Source organism: Paenibacillus sp. J22R160, from assembly GCF_059692135.1.
The window spans coordinates 173,794-187,164 of record NZ_JCAUAU010000005.1 but is presented as its reverse complement, the minus strand read 5'-3'; the positions used below and the strand labels follow the sequence as shown (position 1 = coordinate 187,164).

Below are 13,371 nucleotides of genomic sequence, written 5' to 3'. Positions count from 1 at the left end.
ATTTTTATCAGTACTAAATCTTCACGAAGGGAATGTATCAAATTGTATCCAAAACTAAATATCGTTGATTATACTGCTAAAGATCAGATTAATGAACAACAGCTAAGTAAACAATATTGGGATACCTATTCAGAAGGTAATCTGTCTGAGAGAGCAACAAAATTAACTGAGGCAAACATATGGGCCTACACACATACTTATGATTTATATCAGATGTTCCCAGATATTATTACATTTGAAGGCCTTTACGCAAAGGATATAAAAAATAAGTTAACGATTAAGTATTACTTAGTTTTTATGGAGAAAGAAGAATTTGTAATTGACAACTTACTTAAGGAGAAGGGCATCACTTTCTCTAATAAAAGAAGTGAGGCCAGTCTAGTTTTTTACGAGTTTTTATATGAAGCGAATCGTGAATACATTGATAATACGATGATGGATCATATAATAAACGATAGTTATTTTGATGTTGCTCAACATACACTAACGGACAAAAAGTTTCATTTTGACCTGACAAAGGATAATATTTCGGAAGTAATTGACACCAATTCACCACTAGGTGCAATGAACATACCAGCGTTTAACTTTTTTATTTCTCTAACTCCGCTTAAAGCCATTCATGATGCTGTAAATTATTGTCTTATTGATCCTTACTCTAAACTTAGATATTCAAGTTATATTGCTATCAATAACGGGAAGATAATGTACCCTACACATTGGGGAATTACCCGGGAGTTTTTAGAGACTTTCGGTCATCATGATTTTCATGATCCGATCTTCTATAAAGATCTGGGTGAGATATTACGTTCCACTTGGGAAGCCAATATTGCGCGCATCCTAAACGAAAAGGGTATTGATTGGAAATACGAAAAAGAAAGATATGAAGTTGAGCTTGAAAAAGGGCAAAAGGCTCAGTATTTGCCTGATTTTATACTACCTAAAGAGAAGATAATCATTGAAGTGAAGGGTTTTTGGGATTCTTATAGCCGGAAAGCCTATACTTCAGCAAAAGAGAAATATACAGGATGGACTTTCTCACATATTGATGCTGATGTCTATCATTCTGTGAATCAAGTATACAAAGATAAATTGGAGAATTGGGACTTCGCAAAAATCCCTATCAAATCAGAATTACTCCCAGTGGTTGGTATTACCCAAAAAGAGCGTATTCCATTTGTTAAGAGGTTATCTGTCAGTGATGAAGTCCTGCTTAGTCGTGATTCACAAAATATATACGATAGAAATGCAATAAAGGTTTTAAATAGTGATGGAGAACACTTGGGTTTTATATCGAAAGAATGGGCAAGTATATATGCTGAAAAGATGGATTTAGGATATACATATCACTGTGAAGTGGAGAGTATAGAGCCAAAAGTGATTACGATAAAAGTCATCAGATCAAATCCTGATAACACCGCGGTTCCAGATCTTTTAAAACCTTGAAGAAAGTTCACTGACTTTAGAAGTAACGATTTTAGCAGTCAAAGGATGGTGTGATGTTGAAAGCGTGGGCTAATATCGATACTCCATTAAAAACCTATACGATTCACTTAGACCATGATGTTTGCCCTTTTGTACTGGAGATGAAGAAGAAGACAGATCAAGGGTGGAAAAAACAGCATGGAACCGGAGGTTGGAAATCATTCCGTTCTAAAGAGGAAGCCTTGGATATTTTTGAGATTAGCTATAAGGGGAAATTAGCTTTAATAGAGTGCGGCCATTGCAGATAGTTCCTCAGATCTAAGTTTCAACTTCGTTATCAGGTGGTGGCATATCAAAAGTGAATTGAGTAGTCTTCTTTTGAGGACACGGTCCGAATCGGCAAGTATATTATCAGTTTTGTCCGAGGAGGATTTAAAAAGGGAAGTCATAATCCATTATGACTTGGACGATTGGAACAGAATGCTTCGGGTTAACGCTTTAGAAGAGGAAACCTATACAGTATCATTGAGATGATAGTTACAACAAAACGGTTCCACGGGGCAGCCGTCCAATGAGGGCAGATTACATCATCTTTTAAATGTTTAATAATGACGTCTGACTAATAACATACCATTGGTAGGATGCCAAATGAACATTGAACTAATTAGTGTAATAAGCAGGGAGCATCTGCTCCCTGCTGTCATTAAAGTACAAGGTATGAGGCCGTCAGGAAAGGACTATCATACTTCTTAACTTAAGCACCGACTCATGTAGTAAAGGATTTGTTTCCTCCACCAGTACCAATCATGATTGACATCGTGCCCCCAAAATTCCACGCTTGCTGGGACGTGTTTCTCCTGCAGCACTTCCAAGAGCTTCTGCGTCTCCGATCGCATTAAATCTTCATAAGCGCCTTGGCCTGTGCAAATGATGATTTTGCTGCTCCTGTATGGATTCAGATAGCAATCGTCCTCCAAGTTTTTTAAATAGTGAAGTGGGGAGTGGTAATAAGCTGAAGAAGGGACCTCTTCTCCAAAAAATCGATTGGTTGAATACAAACCGCTTAAAGCAATTAAACTGTCAAAATATTGTGGGTGCCGGAAAAACATGTTGGCACTGTGATAAGCCCCCAGCGAACATCCTGTCGCCAAGATCTTCAGAGTTTGTCCTCCGTTGCTCTCCTTGCTTTGATGCAGAATAGAAGGAATGAGTTCGTCTTTCACATAGGCATCATATTGGTCATAGCGTTTCATTTTCTCATCGGTCGTCGAGTTCTTGGCATAAAATGTCTCTTCGTCAATGCTATCGCATGTCCAGACTTGAATTTGCCCTTGTTCAATATAACTTTCCAACGTGCCGATCATACCGGAATCTTCATACTGATAAAACCGTCCGCAGGAGGTGGGAAAAACAAGAACTGGCTTCCCTTGATGTCCGTAGGTTTTGTATTCCATGTCCCTATGCAAGTTGTCACTATATGACTTGTGATAGGTTACTTTCATGCATACACCTCGACTTTATTTTCTACTGCTTGGATAAAAGCTTCAATTCGTTTCACTTCATCAAAATCCTTTGAGCGAAATTGATAAGCATAATTTCCCCTTGATTGGCTTTGGACATCATCAATGCTAAAGTGAGAGACAATTTCATGCTGATATCGCTGCATGATCTCTTTGTTCCCATGGGCGTAGCGGAGGTGGTTTTTGTGGCTGGCAAACCCGGTATAATACTTCCCGACAAAAGGTCCTTCCACCTGATTATTAACAACCATATTCGCCCATAATTCGTAGATATCGATATCGTAAGAGTAATTAATCGCATCCGTCATCCATGAACCGGGCGGCCTCATATTGACTTCAAGCGCAATAATATGTCCATCCGCATTGGATTTAAAAAACTCGAGATGAAAAAAGCGTTCTTTGATCCCATAGGTTCGAATGATTTTTCTACCGGCCTCCTCAATTTCCGCGCTTACTTCCTTTAAACAATAATAGCTAAAATGATTTCCGGAATTTACGTTTTCCATGATGCTATGCGGAAATTCGTGGCTTGCAGCAAATATGATTTCTCCATCTTTGTTGACAAGACCATCGTAGGTTTGCAGTACGCCGTCTATATGCTCTTGCATGATAAATTCGACTTCTGACGGTTTGGTATGCAAGAAATGCTCGAGCTCCGACTCGCTCGCGATTTTGTAAGTCATGTTCGCTCCCACGCCTATATTCGGTTTTACAACGACGGGATAGCCGACTTTCTCAATGAATTTCTTTGCCTTCGCACGATCGAGTTTCGTTATGGAACGTATGGACTCGACACCGCTTTTTTTGAAGAACTTTTCCATCTTCGATTTTTGTTTCAAATTTGAAATGAAATCGAGCTTCGTCCCGAAAATGTTGAAATCCGTTCGAATGGACGCATCAAGCTCTAGCCAATGCTCGTTAAGAGATTCGAAACGATCAATTTTCCCATATTTATGGGTATAGTAACCGACTGCGCGCAGAACCTCATCATAATTTTCCAGACGATCTACTTTGATATACTCGGTAAGCGAATGTCTCAGCTTTTCGTTAAGTAGGTAATAATCCACATCGCTAATGCCGAGTACATTCACTCCGCAGTTTTTCAAGTGAAAGCAAAATTCCGTGCAGTGCATTGGATAATTCGGCGAAAAAAAAATAAAGTTCATTTATTTGCCCCCCTGACTCCTATTATCTAAAATCTTATCCTGACATTTCCATGTTTTCAAGAAAATCAATTGTAAAGATCAGTATGAGGTTTTTTTTGTATGAGAAACACTTCTGGTGCAAAATAGCAACTACGGAGTGTACGTTAGTATAATCGTAGTGAAAGTTTATGCGTGGTGATTATTAAATTATATTCTTTACAAGCGAACGTGTATCGTATTATATTCATGGGTGAATTTACCATAATTATGAGGGGGTGATAAATGGCGGAGATTACCAACGAAGTCCGTAAATAAGTCGTTATGCGCAACTTTATGACAGAGACGCTTAGACATAAGCTTAATTGAGGAAAGCTTTAAATAGAGATTATGACTTTTAATTCATAAGGAGATAAAACTATGACAAAAAATAAATTACTACGAATGGACAACGTCCTCATCGTCGTTGACGACCTCGAAGCCGCTAAAGCCTTCTTTTTCCAACTCGGATTCGAGTTGGAGGGCGAAACGACCGTCGAGGGCTCCTCCGTAGATCGTCTCATTGGCCTTCAGAACGTCCGTGCTACCCTCGTGTTTATGCGCACTCCGGACGGCCACGGACGGATCGAGCTGGACAAGTTCCACACGCCGGATGCGATCAGAACTGGGCCCGAGAAGGCTCCAGTGAATGAACTCGGGATCCGCCGCATCATGTTCGCCGTCGATGACATCGATGACGTGGTCGCGCGCCTGCTTGCCCATGGTTCCGAGCTGGTCGGCGAAGTGGTGCAATACGAGGACACGAATCGACTCGCCTACATCCGCGGTCCCGAAGGCATCATCGTCGGGTTGAGTGAGCAGCTCAAGTAATAAATCGGTAATGGATGTTTTAGGAAATCCACCATCATGAATGGAATGAAATCTTAGATATAACTGATGATTTTATTGTCTTTGTAGATTGGGAAGCGTGGGAGGGAGATTTGTTAGTAAGCGTTCCAAAAGTAAAAATTGATAACCTAATCAAAAAAAGTCTGTACGATGAAAAATTTATTAAGAAGATTGATGCTTAGACGGGATTATTAAACTAGCGGAAACGATAGTTGAATAACCAGGGAGCAGATCGCCTTTACCGGCAACTGTTCCCTTTTTCTTCTTAAAATAACGGTTTACACAAAACATCTTAGGAGTGCTACTATGAAAATTCGAATCTGCTTTCTCGTTTTATTTCTTCTTATAGGAGGTTTTCCAATCCAGGAATCACAGGCTTCCGAAATACCCCACCCCATATCAGTCTTATTAAACGGAAAGCCTCTCAGCTTTGAAACCTCACCAATTGAGGACAATGGAAGCATCTTGGTACCAATGCGAAGCATTTTGGAGGGAATGGGAGCAGTAATTCAATGGAGCCCGGAGACGCAGACTGTTGCGGCTCAGCTTGATGATACAAAACTCATGTATACAATTGGAGAAACAGTCGCTTATCAGAACAGAGACGAACTCCGCCTTGTAACACCAGGGCGAATTGTTGGGGGCGCTACCTTTATTCCGGTTAGCCTTATTGCGGAAGCAATGGGAGCGAATTTAGAATGGAATGAGACTAGTCGTACCCTATCCATAGAATATTTATTGAGACATAATATCCGCGTCGAGCAAGTTCTAGACGGGATGTATCTTTCAATCCGCTACATCGATGGGACAAAAGAAGGAACAGAAGAAACTGTGCGCTTTGCAGGTATTTCCCCTATTCATAATGGTCAAGAGGTAACAGGATATATAAGGTCGCTGCTCCCGAATGGTGCTGAGGTGTCGATTGGAATTATAGGTTTACGGGATCGGAACAAGCACTTACATGTAAATGTTTACTTGCAAGATGGCATCCTTTTAAATGAAAAACTTGTAGAAGAGGGATACGCGGCGATAAGTTTGGATCTTCAAAAAGATGGTTTAGCAAGCACACTCGATCCGTTACAGGCCGATGCCATACAGAAAAACAAGGGTCTCTGGGGAAAGCAAGCAACTACTCCGTCTGCTTCAATACATAAAATCAACATTTATACCACCGATGTTGTGGTCGTGACCGATGAAGGGGAATTATGGACGTGGGGACAGTTTTATGAGAAGCCAACTCGTATTCTTCAGGATGTCGTGGACGCCCAAGTAGATAGCGATGCTGGTATTGCTTTAAAGAAGGACGGTACAGTTTGGGTCTGGGGCTTCAACAACGCGGGACTATGGGGCATTGGAGAACAAAAATATGAAACAACCGTTCTCCCTAGACAGGTAGAGGGACTCAAGGACATCGTTTCTATTGCAATTCAGCATTCAAGTATTTTTGCGGTTGATCGCGAGGGTAGCGTATTCGCTTGGGGATCGAATTACAACGGTAGGCTGGGGCAAACGTACAAGATGAGTGAGATCATCTACAAGAAGCCTTATCAGACGCCATGGGTAAATGTTCGATCTGTTAGCTCTGGATTTGAATTTACCGTAGTACTTAAGAATGACGGTACCGTGTGGCAAACACAACCAACAAAATCTGTTCTAAAACAGCTGAGTTCTCTAAAAGATATTATTGCTGTTTCAAACCACAATAACTTTGCAGTGGCTCTCCAAAATGATGGGACCGTATGGACATGGGGGGTTAAGAGCTTCTTCGGTGTTGGAAATGCCGAAAATTCTGAACCAAAACGTGTCGAAGGTCTTTCAAATATCATTCAGGTGGATGCGGGGCATGACCATGCTCAAGCAGTGGATCGGGACGGCAATCTATTTTCGTGGGGTGATAACGAATACGGACAACTCGGAAGCGTAGTGCTCGGGGATAGCAAAGCACAACCTACAAAGGTTCCTAACCTTCCCCCGGTCAAATTAGTGGAAGCAGGTAGCAGGCAATCCCTAATTCTCATGCAGGATGGAACTTTATGGGGAGTTGGGGCGAACGCCCACTATATTTTGAGCTCCCAAACTCTGAGAGATAGATATGAGAACAAAGTGTTATACCAAAACAAATTAACACGGATCAATCTCGATCTCAAGTCATTACGCTAATGGAAGAATGAGAGCTCAATAATCCAGACGAAAAGGCAACCGACACTAAAAGCGGTTGCCTTTTCCCCGCTAACGGGCAGCATTGCGTAATCACTTCGTAATATGTGAAAGGATCTATTCATGGAAAGGCACGTACAAATATACTGTGGTGCATGCATCGGCCAGTTCGGCTGGGACGGCGGTACCGGCACAACGGCGTACGCTGACCCGGACAATCAGCTCTCCGGAATCCTGTTGACCCAGGTCGGAATGTCCAATACGGATTCGCAGCATCTTATCCAAGACTTCTGGACCGCGGTCTACCATATACTTTGCGGGGGTACCAGCTTCGACTACCACCCGCATCTAGATCCACATAGTCAACGGCCGCGACGTGACAGTAACTGCCGAGTCCAGGTCACTTTTGTTATCAAGTTCTTGTCAACCGACAACAACAACGACACTTGGCGAGTGACAAGAATATAGTCCGATTGCCGACAAAGCCAGATAATATATACTTGGGCACATGAACGGGCAGATTAGTTCAAGATTGAATTTAGCGAGTTAGGGGTTATCACATGAACATTTACGGCGTGGATGGAGTTATTTTGGTAACCTTTTACATTCCATTCAGCCTTCAGTGGTTGAACATCTCCATGATCGTTCGTTGCTTTGCTCATAATCGTGTATTGACCTGATATTTGTGCATTCCACGCAAAAGACCATCTCCTCCATGAATAGGGAACATCAGGATCAAGTATGTTTGCTTCACTCCAGAGTGTCCCTCCATCTGTGCTAATTTCTACTTTCGTTACAGAATGCTCGCCAGCCCAAGCATACCCTTCTACCACGTTGGTGCCAGCAGCTATCTCTTGCTCTTCTGTAGGAGACGCTATCGTCGAATTGACTAAAACTGGTGATAACGGTAGTGCATGTTTGTAGTCGTTTGTTTTTTTTAGAATGACATAATCTATACTTTGAAATGGTCCCTTGAAGGGCTGTTCTACAACTCTGATCCTATGAAGCCATTTAACAGACGCAACTGCATACCATCCAGGCACAATTAGTCTTATTGGAAAACCATGTTTATCGGAGAGCGGTTCACCATTCATTTCATATGCCAACATAGTATCTGGGTGAAATGCCTTGGCAACAGGAAGACTTCTTTCAAAAAATACTTGTCCATTCATGTCATTTCGTTGACCATAATCTAATCCTTCAAAAACAATTTCAGTTGCACTTGGGGATACTCCTGCTTGGTCTAATACATCCTTCAGTCGAACGCCTCCCCAAATGGCATTACTTATCGCACCGAGCATGAATTGGTTACCTTGCGCTTTCCTTTCAAATAACGAACGCTTGTTTCCTGCACACTCTAGTGTAGCGGATAGCGTGACCTTATTCATGTTTTTCAAATCAGTATATGTAAATTTAATTGGTTGACCCACTAAATCTTCAATTGAAAGGTACCAGGTGTTTATATCAATTGTCGGGTATTCAAAATGATTTCTTACGTAAAATAATTGATTCGGTGTAATGGTTTGGAGATTGGAAATCATGGGGAATTCAAGATTTTCTGATGGGGAATAGGAAACTGGAACCAAATGAATGTCGCGCATGAACAATTCCACCTTTTCAACTAAATATGAACAGCTCTAGAATTTATTTTTATCAAAGAAACGTAATTTTAACCAGCAAACAGGAAGTCGTCATCTTGAGTTACAAAATCAAGATCGTTATTGTTACGGTTACTAGAGCTTAGTAAAACCGTTAAGCTGCCGCAGAGATTGATCGACAGTCTCGTTGCGTCGAGGGATGGAAAAAAATGATGATTTTTTATGCTGTGAGGTTAGTGAGATTGTTATTGCACTATCGGGGGAAAATCCACAAGCGGTTCTTTATAGGAGTCCGGCGACACAAACTTATGCGGATAATCGTAAAGGTCAAATTAAGCTGACAGATTATATCAATAAAGCATATTAATAATTTCAGAATTAATTTACTGCAGGAGTTGAATCCTACGCTGCTAGCCGTCGGCCACGGAGCGATGCTGGAATATCCACAGGAAGCCATTGCTCATGCAATCGCGGATGCCGAGAAGGCGCTGCGTAACTAAGGGGTGAAGGTCGATTTTTCTAACGGAACGGGTCCTTCACCTCATCTTTATTTCGACTCCGCTTTATCTTCATCTGCCTCTATTAAAATAATCAAAAATAAGTACAAAGCACCTTATTTCTCATTTCTTGGTTCGCCGCTGTTTTATTTTTAATCCAAGGTAAATCTAAGATCACGTTTACAATTGAATGCTTATTGGGGAATTGAGGAAATATAAATAGGATTAGATTTACAATTTGGAAGGGGTTAAATCATGTATGTTTAATATCCTACTTATTATTTTGCTGGTTATTCTAGTGTTACCTCCAATCATTTTTTTCGGATACATGTATGCATTATCTAAGAACCCAAAGCATTCCATCATTCGTTCGCATCCGTTTCTCGGCTGGATAAGATATTTACTAGAAAAGTTGGGGCCTGAATTTCGTCAATACTGGTTTGACAATGATACAGAAGGGAAACCTTTCTCGCGTGCTGATTATGTCGGACTCGTTTATGCCGCGAAATATCGAACTGATCTTATTTCCTTTGGAGGAAGACGAGACTATGAGAAGCCAGGATTCTATTTGTCGAACGCCATGTTCCCCAAATTAACCAGTGAGCTAAGAGTTGATAATGAAGTGCTCTTACCTGGAAGGAAATATGTTATTACTGACGAAGGGCTTTTCACAAGGAAAGAGAAGATCGTGGATGAACAAATTAAGCCTTGGCTACTACATGATAACGATACAATCGTTGTCGGACAAAACCGCTTGTATCCATGGAAGCTAAAAGGTATGTTCGGCGCCTCGGCCACTTCGTACGGAGCTGTAGGGGAGAATTATATACTGTCTACTGGAAGCGGAGCATTCATGGCAGGCGGTTCATGGATCAATACTGGAGAAGGTGGTGTAGCAGATGTGCATCTGGCTACCGGCGTTGATGTTATTTCCCAGATCGGCCCCGGCATGTTCGGCTTCCGCGATAGTACGGGTCTCTTCTCTATAGATGTATTTAAACAAAAAGCTAACACTCCAAATATCAAAGCATTCGAGCTAAAATTTCATCAAGGAGCTAAAATTCGCGGGGGGCATTTGGAGGGCTCTAAGGTTACGGAGAGAGTTGCAAGAGCTCGTTTAGTACCCGTGGGGAAAACCGTTAACTCACCAAACCGGTTCGAGTTCCTAACTAATCCCGAAGATGCATTACGCTTCATAGATAGGTTGCAAAGAGAAGGAGGCAAGCCGGTAGGTGTTAAAATTGTTGTAGGCGACCCAAAGCGTATCGAACCTTTTTTTCAGGCAATGGTGGACTTGGATATGTATCCCGATTTCATCACTGTTGACGGTTCTGAGGGAGGTTCTGGAGCAACCTTCAAAGCGATGGCAGACGGTATGGGGCTGCCACTCTTTACAGCACTGCTGATTTTAGATGATACGGCTAGAAGATTCGGCGTGCGCAATCGTTTTAAAATATTCGCTTCCGGAAAGCTCGTTACTCCTGATAAAGTAGCAATCGCGTTGGCATTAGGGGCGGATTGTGTGAACTCTGCACGCGGTTTTATGATGGCTAATGGCTGTATTATGGCTATGCAGTGCCATACTGGCAAGTGCCCGACTGGCATTACGACTACGGACTTTAAATTCCAAAAGGCTCTAGCTCCTGAAGAGAAACAATGGCGGGTGATGAACTATATTCTTCAGTTGAGGGAAGGCTTATTCTCTTTGGCAGCAGCATGCGGCTTGGAAACTCCTCGAGAATTTAGAAGAGAACATGTGGTGTTTACTAACGAAAAGGGTCAAAGCATAAAAATCATAGACATGTTTCCTTATCCAAAATGAATTTAACCCCGTCAGCGGAACTTTTAAACGGTTGCCTTTTATAAGTGTTCAAGGAATTTAGCAAACCTTTTAAGACTAATGAGACGGGTACTTATATAGTTTTTAAGGTGGAATGACAAACGAGTTACTTATACAAACTACAAAATGAGGCTACCGCTGTGAAAACGAGTCGTAACCTCATTAAGCTATTGGGAGGATAATGGGATGGCATTGTGGAAAAAGTGACTGTGATATAGTTAAATATTAACATTTCGTTAGGAATGGATAGGTCAGTTTTATTTAACTATTAACGAATTTGAAGAACAACTTCCGCCAAACAGATGAGTAAAAGTTACGTTCGTTAGACCGAACTTTGTTACGCTAACTTACCTTCAAATAATAATATCTGGTTCCATACCAACAACACTGGGATTCATTTCTTACACTTTCATCCCAAAGCAGATATTTTATAATTTTTAAATAGCACCAGTCATTTAAAATGACTAACAATTATGAGGCAGCAGTTTAAAGCAGGATTTGAATGTTAATTCGTCAAATATATTCACTAACGCATTTGCCCTAGGAAGGTTTCAAAAAAATGAAATTGGTCTTATTTGGTGACAGTATTACAGCACGTACAGAAGGTCACGACATTCCTTTATTAACAATAAAACTTGAAGATAAATTAAGTGGAAGTTGGGATATCATTAACGTTGGCATGCCAGGTAACAATACATTCGATGCTCTCGAAAGAATTGATGAAGATGTCTTACTTCATAATCCAGATTTCGTGACTGTTTTATTTGGAGCAAATGATGCTGCATTTCACAAAATGGTTCAACTGAATGACTTTGAGAGGAACCTCACCAATATTGTAATAGCGATTACTCCAAAGAAGACGATACTTATTAGTCCTACACCAGTTGACGAAGGATTACAACATGCACGGACTAACGCTATACTTAAGCAATATACAGAAATCGTAAGAGCAGTGAGCGAAGCAACTAGCAGTCATTATATAGACCTGTTCACAAGCATGGTTAGCCTTCATAATTTGTCCGAGATTTTGAAAGGTCTTAGAAATGATGGACTGCATTTTGGTGAACTTGGTTATGATTATATATCCGATAAGATTTGCGAAGAGTTACTTATTCTCTCTGGAAAGGCGTTAAACTAATGAGGTCTTGTCAAAAATTCATAATGAAAGGATGTTTGCAGTGCCACTTACAGAAAAGAAAGTATTGGATTCAAATAATAGACTGGAATTGCAAGATTTAAGAAACGAAGAGATAAATAGGGTTTGTTATAAAGGGGCGTCTTTTAAATATAATGATATGAGGGATACTTCAATTGCTCATTCGAATTTTGTGAATTCTAAGTGGAACCATATCTATTTTTCGAATGTAACTATTGATATGATTCAAATGGGAGGAACTATATTTGAGAATATTGTTCGTCCATCAGCGGAGAAAAGTCATTTACTTGAAGAGCCTGGAACTGACAATTGGGTAAACATCGAGCCAGTAATCTTTAAAAACAGTGATTTGAGTACAGCTATATTTGACTCATGTAATCTTACGAACGTGGAACTTAAGAATTGTAATATTAATGGTTTAAGTATTGATGGAGTATTGATTAAAGATTTATTAGAACAATATAATAAGAATTTGAACTAATTTATTGGATATTTCTCACTTAGAGACTGTTCAACTAACTGGGAACGATAGTTGAATATAACGCAACAGGCAGCCGACTAAATGATGGCTGCCTGTTTTACGAAAGAATCCTTGAGATATAATTTATCTTCCGAATACCCTTATTTTTTAACCACTGGCACCCAAAATTCGCCGTAGAAAGTGCCGTCGCCGTTATCTTTGCGATAAGTCGCATTTGGACCACCGATGTAAGCATAATCAGTGATTTGGGCCAAGACTTCGCCAAAAGCACGGTAAGTTAGCTGGTCAAACAAAGTTTCCTTGTCGCCATTTCCTGCGACCACGATGTACTCGCTCTCTGGAAACTCGATGGTGCGCGTTGCATCAGCTACTGATTTGCCAGCTTCTACCGCGAAATAATTCCACGGTTTTCCTTGATAAACCTCATTGACTGACCATTCGCGATCATCTTTTGCGGCATCTTTGAGCTTAGTAAAACGCCCGTCAGCCTTGAGTCTATCCCAAAACTCGTTTTTTTCTTTTTGCATAGCTGGCATGTCTTGAAAATTCGACTGGATGGAAAATCCATAAGCGGTCAATGTGAATGATTTTTTGTGTTCAAGCGTGTAATTTGCCATTGTAATTGCTCCTTTTAATTAGTATAACTTCTGGTTTTTAGATTTAGTCAAAT

The 13,371-nt window shown here is 40.8% G+C and carries 12 protein-coding genes and 1 pseudogene; 9 read left to right on the top strand and 4 right to left on the bottom strand.

The window, feature by feature from the left end; translation table 11 throughout:
* Positions 1 to 42 precede the first annotated feature (42 nt).
* Both AC58UW_RS14575 and AC58UW_RS14570 read left to right on the top strand, forming a co-directional pair.
* Complete coding sequence (locus AC58UW_RS14575; RefSeq protein ID WP_497421361.1) at positions 43 to 1,443, top strand: HIRAN domain-containing protein; 1,401 nt, start codon at positions 43 to 45, stop codon at positions 1,441 to 1,443.
* Positions 1,444 to 1,496: 53 nt separating this feature from the next.
* A complete protein-coding gene (locus tag AC58UW_RS14570; RefSeq protein WP_497421360.1) occupies positions 1,497 to 1,730 on the top strand; it encodes a hypothetical protein in 234 nt (77 codons plus the stop codon).
* 441 nt (positions 1,731 to 2,171) lie between these two features.
* Here the strand turns inward: AC58UW_RS14570 and AC58UW_RS14565 are convergent, their stop codons facing one another.
* Positions 2,172 to 2,924: an esterase family protein gene (locus tag AC58UW_RS14565; protein WP_497421359.1), complete on the bottom strand. Its 753-nt coding sequence runs from the start codon at positions 2,922 to 2,924 to the stop codon at positions 2,172 to 2,174.
* Positions 2,921 to 4,108, bottom strand: coding sequence for an ATP-grasp domain-containing protein (locus AC58UW_RS14560; RefSeq protein ID WP_497421358.1), 1,188 nt, complete (start codon positions 4,106 to 4,108; stop codon positions 2,921 to 2,923). Before AC58UW_RS14560 ends, AC58UW_RS14565 begins: the two co-directional genes overlap by 4 nt.
* A gap of 396 nt (positions 4,109 to 4,504) precedes the next feature.
* On the opposite strand from AC58UW_RS14560, the gene AC58UW_RS14555 reads away from it, so the two are divergent.
* The 3 genes and pseudogenes from AC58UW_RS14555 to AC58UW_RS14545 form a co-directional block, all read left to right on the top strand.
* The gene (locus AC58UW_RS14555; RefSeq protein ID WP_497421357.1) at positions 4,505 to 4,954 is read left to right on the top strand and encodes a VOC family protein; all 450 of its coding nucleotides are present in this window, start codon (positions 4,505 to 4,507) and stop codon (positions 4,952 to 4,954) included.
* A gap of 324 nt (positions 4,955 to 5,278) precedes the next feature.
* Complete coding sequence (locus AC58UW_RS14550) at positions 5,279 to 7,132, top strand: RCC1 domain-containing protein (RefSeq protein ID WP_497421356.1); 1,854 nt, start codon at positions 5,279 to 5,281, stop codon at positions 7,130 to 7,132.
* Between the two features lie 132 nt (positions 7,133 to 7,264).
* Positions 7,265 to 7,444: pseudogene (locus AC58UW_RS14545) on the top strand (serine hydrolase); the annotation flags it as partial.
* A 206-nt stretch (positions 7,445 to 7,650) separates the two neighbouring features.
* Here the strand turns inward: AC58UW_RS14545 and AC58UW_RS14540 are convergent.
* Positions 7,651 to 8,730, bottom strand: coding sequence for a sulfite oxidase (locus tag AC58UW_RS14540; RefSeq protein WP_497421355.1), 1,080 nt, complete (start codon positions 8,728 to 8,730; stop codon positions 7,651 to 7,653).
* 196 nt (positions 8,731 to 8,926) lie between these two features.
* Here AC58UW_RS14540 and AC58UW_RS14535 point away from each other — a divergent pair, with 196 nt between their 5' ends.
* The 4 genes from AC58UW_RS14535 (at position 8,927) to AC58UW_RS14520 (ending at position 12,701) form a co-directional block, all read left to right on the top strand.
* Positions 8,927 to 9,094, top strand: a complete 168-nt coding sequence (locus tag AC58UW_RS14535) for a hypothetical protein (RefSeq protein WP_497421354.1) — start codon at positions 8,927 to 8,929, stop codon at positions 9,092 to 9,094.
* A 389-nt stretch (positions 9,095 to 9,483) separates the two neighbouring features.
* Positions 9,484 to 11,046, top strand: coding sequence for a glutamate synthase-related protein (locus AC58UW_RS14530; protein WP_497421353.1), 1,563 nt, complete (start codon positions 9,484 to 9,486; stop codon positions 11,044 to 11,046).
* 577 nt (positions 11,047 to 11,623) lie between these two features.
* On the top strand, positions 11,624 to 12,202 hold the full coding sequence (locus AC58UW_RS14525; protein ID WP_497421352.1) for a GDSL-type esterase/lipase family protein: 579 nt from the start codon (positions 11,624 to 11,626) through the stop codon (positions 12,200 to 12,202).
* 7 nt (positions 12,203 to 12,209) lie between these two features.
* Positions 12,210 to 12,701, top strand: coding sequence for a pentapeptide repeat-containing protein (locus tag AC58UW_RS14520; protein WP_497421351.1), 492 nt, complete (start codon positions 12,210 to 12,212; stop codon positions 12,699 to 12,701).
* Between the two features lie 140 nt (positions 12,702 to 12,841).
* Here the strand turns inward: AC58UW_RS14520 and AC58UW_RS14515 are convergent, their stop codons facing one another.
* Positions 12,842 to 13,318, bottom strand: coding sequence for a GyrI-like domain-containing protein (locus AC58UW_RS14515; protein ID WP_497421350.1), 477 nt, complete (start codon positions 13,316 to 13,318; stop codon positions 12,842 to 12,844).
* Between the last annotated feature and the right edge of the window lie 53 nt (positions 13,319 to 13,371).

Excerpts from the sequence above, each read along its gene's own strand:
- AC58UW_RS14550 (WP_497421356.1), top strand. The coding sequence starts at position 5,279 with ATGAAAATTCGAATCTGCTTTCTCGTTTTATTTCTTCTTATAGGAGGT.
- AC58UW_RS14560 (WP_497421358.1), bottom strand. The coding sequence starts at position 4,108 with ATGAACTTTATTTTTTTTTCGCCGAATTATCCAATGCACTGCACGGAA.
- AC58UW_RS14570 (WP_497421360.1), top strand. The coding sequence starts at position 1,497 with ATGTTGAAAGCGTGGGCTAATATCGATACTCCATTAAAAACCTATACG.
- AC58UW_RS14555 (WP_497421357.1), top strand. The coding sequence starts at position 4,505 with ATGACAAAAAATAAATTACTACGAATGGACAACGTCCTCATCGTCGTT.
- AC58UW_RS14565 (WP_497421359.1), bottom strand. The coding sequence starts at position 2,924 with ATGAAAGTAACCTATCACAAGTCATATAGTGACAACTTGCATAGGGAC.
- AC58UW_RS14525 (WP_497421352.1), top strand. The coding sequence starts at position 11,624 with ATGAAATTGGTCTTATTTGGTGACAGTATTACAGCACGTACAGAAGGT.
- AC58UW_RS14540 (WP_497421355.1), bottom strand. The coding sequence starts at position 8,730 with ATGCGCGACATTCATTTGGTTCCAGTTTCCTATTCCCCATCAGAAAAT.
- AC58UW_RS14535 (WP_497421354.1), top strand. The coding sequence starts at position 8,927 with ATGGAAAAAAATGATGATTTTTTATGCTGTGAGGTTAGTGAGATTGTT.
- AC58UW_RS14515 (WP_497421350.1), bottom strand. The coding sequence starts at position 13,318 with ATGGCAAATTACACGCTTGAACACAAAAAATCATTCACATTGACCGCT.
- AC58UW_RS14530 (WP_497421353.1), top strand. The coding sequence starts at position 9,484 with ATGTTTAATATCCTACTTATTATTTTGCTGGTTATTCTAGTGTTACCT.